The organism is Longimicrobium sp., from assembly GCF_036387355.1.
In the GTDB taxonomy this organism is placed as follows: Bacteria; Gemmatimonadota; Gemmatimonadetes; order Longimicrobiales; family Longimicrobiaceae; genus Longimicrobium.
The window spans coordinates 1-2907 of sequence record NZ_DASVTX010000310.1 but is presented as its reverse complement, the minus strand read 5'-3'; the positions used below and the strand labels follow the sequence as shown (position 1 = coordinate 2907).

2 protein-coding genes are annotated in these 2907 nt (G+C 66.9%); one reads left to right on the top strand and one right to left on the bottom strand.

The window, feature by feature from the left end; translation table 11 throughout:
- Nucleotides 1–123: 123 nt before the first annotated feature.
- Complete coding sequence (locus tag VF665_RS13365; protein WP_414678732.1) at nucleotides 124–1506, top strand: NADP-dependent isocitrate dehydrogenase; 1383 nt, start codon at nucleotides 124–126, stop codon at nucleotides 1504–1506.
- Nucleotides 1507–1605: 99 nt separating this feature from the next.
- On the opposite strand, the gene VF665_RS13360 is transcribed toward VF665_RS13365, so the two are convergent.
- On the bottom strand, nucleotides 1606–2607 hold the full coding sequence (locus VF665_RS13360; protein ID WP_331053926.1) for a sugar phosphate nucleotidyltransferase: 1002 nt from the start codon (nucleotides 2605–2607) through the stop codon (nucleotides 1606–1608).
- Nucleotides 2608–2907: the final 300 nt, after the last annotated feature.

Sequence of the window (2907 nt, the reverse complement as noted above, 5' to 3'; positions counted from 1 at the left end):
GAAACGCTGCTGATGGAAGCTTCCCGCACCGCTGCCCCCCTGGAAGCCGTTCCCACTGCCGCACCCGCGGCGACGCTCACGCCCGTCACCGTGGCCCGCGGCGACGGCATCGGCCCGGAGATCATGGACGCCACCCTGCGCGTGCTGCAGGCCGCCGGCGCGCGCATCGCCCCGGAGTTCATCGACATCGGCGAGCAGCTGTACAAGGGCGGGCACACCGCCGGCATCGGCGCCGAGTCGTGGGAGTCGCTGCGGCGCACCCGCGTGTTCCTCAAGGCGCCCATCACCACCCCGCAGGGCGGCGGCGTCAAGAGCCTGAACGTCACCATCCGCAAGTCGCTGGGGCTGTACGCCAACGTGCGCCCCTGCACCTCGTACGCGCCGTACGTCCCCACCCGCCATCCCGAGATGGACGTGGTGATCATCCGCGAGAACGAGGAAGACCTGTACGCCGGCATTGAGCACCAGCAGACCGACGAGGTGATGCAGTGCCTGAAGCTGATCAGCGTTCCGGGGACGGAAAAGATCATCCGCTACGCGTTTGAGTACGCGCGGCGGAACGGGCGCCGCAAGGTGGCGTGCTTTACCAAGGACAACATCATGAAGCTCACCGACGGGCTCTTTCACCGCATCTTCAACGAGGTGGCGGCGGACTACCCGGAGATCGAGAACGAGCACTGGATCGTGGACATCGGCGCGGCGCGCCTGGCGGATACGCCCGAGATGTTTGACGTGATCGTGATGCCCAACCTGTACGGCGACATCCTGTCGGACGTGGCGGCGCAGATCAGCGGGTCGGTGGGGATTGCCGGGTCCGCCAACATCGGTGACGGCGTGGCCATGTTCGAGGCCATCCACGGCTCGGCGCCCAAGCTGGCCGGGCAGGACAAGGCCAACCCCAGCGGCCTGCTGCTGGGCGCGGTGATGATGCTGGTGCACATCGGCCAGGCGGACGTGGCCGAGCGCATTCACAACGCCTGGCTGCGCACGCTGGAAGACGGGGTGCACACCCCGGACGTGGCCGGCGAGAACACCCGCGCGCTGGTGGGCACGCAGGAGTTCGCGGACGCGGTGGCCGACCGGCTGGGCAAGGAGCCGCAGATGCTCAAGCCGGTGCGCTACACGCAGGCCGAGCCGCTGCGCATTGAGCTCAAGCCCCGCGCGCCGCGCAGCAAGGAGCTGGTGGGGGTGGACGTCTTCGTCCACTGGCGCGGCGACGCCGACGCGCTGGCCGCCCGGCTGAACGAGTGCTGCGACGATGCGCTGCAGCTCAGCATGATCACCAACCGCGGGGTGAAGGTGTGGCCCAACGGCATGCCGGAAACGTTCTGCACGGACCACTGGCGCTGCCGCTTCAGCGACGTGCTGCTGCGCCGCCCCGCGACGCACGCCCGTGTGGTATCGCTGCTGGAGCGCGTGGAGCGCGCCGGGCTGGACTTCATCAAGACCGAGAACCTGTACAACTTCGACGGCCAGCCGGGCTACTCGCTGGGCCAGGGCCAGTAACCGGCGGGATGGGCGGACAAACGAAAGCGGGGACCGGCGACGGTCCCCGCTTTCGTGTATCCGGATGGAAACGGCTGTTCCCCGTCTGCGTTCCCGGTGTCAGCCCTTCGCGAAGCTGACGACCGAGTTGCTTCCCAGGTCCACCTGCCCGCGCACGCCCGTGACCGACACGTCGCGCCCGATGAGCGAGTCGTGCAGCTCGCAGTCGGTGATCACCGACTTTTCGCCGACGATGCAGTCGCGCAGGGCGCTGCCGCGCACGGTGGCGCCCGCGGAGAGCGTCACGTTGGGCCCGATCTCGCTCGCCTCCAGCGTCACGCCGTCCGCGATGTGCACCGGCTCGTGGATGGTCACGCCGTCCGTGACGGAATCCGGGCGGCGGCCGCGGGTGGTGGAAAGCACGTGCGCGTTGGTTTCCAGCAGCGTCTCGGGCTTGCCGGCGTCGTACCAGCCGTGCACCGGCTCCACCTTGAGCTTGCCGCCGTGGTCCACCATGTACTGGAACGCGTCCGTCAGGTAGTACTCGCCGGACGGGCCGGGCTCCGTGTTCATCACGTGGCGGATGCCCTCAAAGAGCAGCTTCCAGTCGCGGATGTAGTACAGGCCGATGTTGGCCAGCTTGCTCACGGGCTCGCTCGGCTTCTCGATGATCTTCTGCATGAAGCCGTTCTCGTCCGTCACGATCACGCCGAACCGCTGGTAATCCTCCACCTCCTTGGCCCAGATCACCCCGGCCACGTCGTCCGGCAGCCGCTTGACCACGGTGAGGTCGGCATCGAACAGCGTATCCACGAAGATGATGAGCATGTCCTCGCGCACGTACGGCTCGGCGAGGGCAATGGCGTCGGCGGTTCCGCGCTGCTCGACCTGCTCGGTGTACACGGCCTGGAAGTCCGGGTACTCGGACTCCATGAACTCCTGCACGCGCTCCTTGAGGTGCCCGGTAATCAGCACGGCCTCGTTGACGCCCAGCTCGCGCAGGTCGTCGAGGATGTAGCTGAGCACCGGCTTGTCGCCCACCTTGAGCAGGGGCTTGGGGACCAGGTGGGTATGGGGGCGCAGGCGGGTTCCCTTCCCCGCCACCGGCATTACGACTTTCACGCGCTTCCTCCGGCTCTGGAAATCGGTCGTCAGAAAAGGCTGTGGTTCCGCGGATGAACGCGGCGCCGACTGGGCACGATCCATACCGCCCGGCGTGTCCACTCCGGGGGAACGTACCCCGTGCTCCGGACGCGCGCAAACACCGTCCGTGATCCCTCGTCCCCACGGACGGGAACGGAAACGAGGTTCTCTAACAGAGGCACAGAGACACAGAGAGGAACAACCACAAACGGACAACGGAGATCAGGCCTTTGTTTTTTCTTTTCCTCTGTGTCTCTGTGCCTCTGTTAGAGCCCAATC

What these genes read in the sequence shown, in the direction of transcription:
- VF665_RS13365 (WP_414678732.1), top strand. Translation starts at nt 124, where the DNA reads ATGGACGCCACCCTGCGCGTGCTGCAGGCCGCCGGCGCGCGCATCGCC.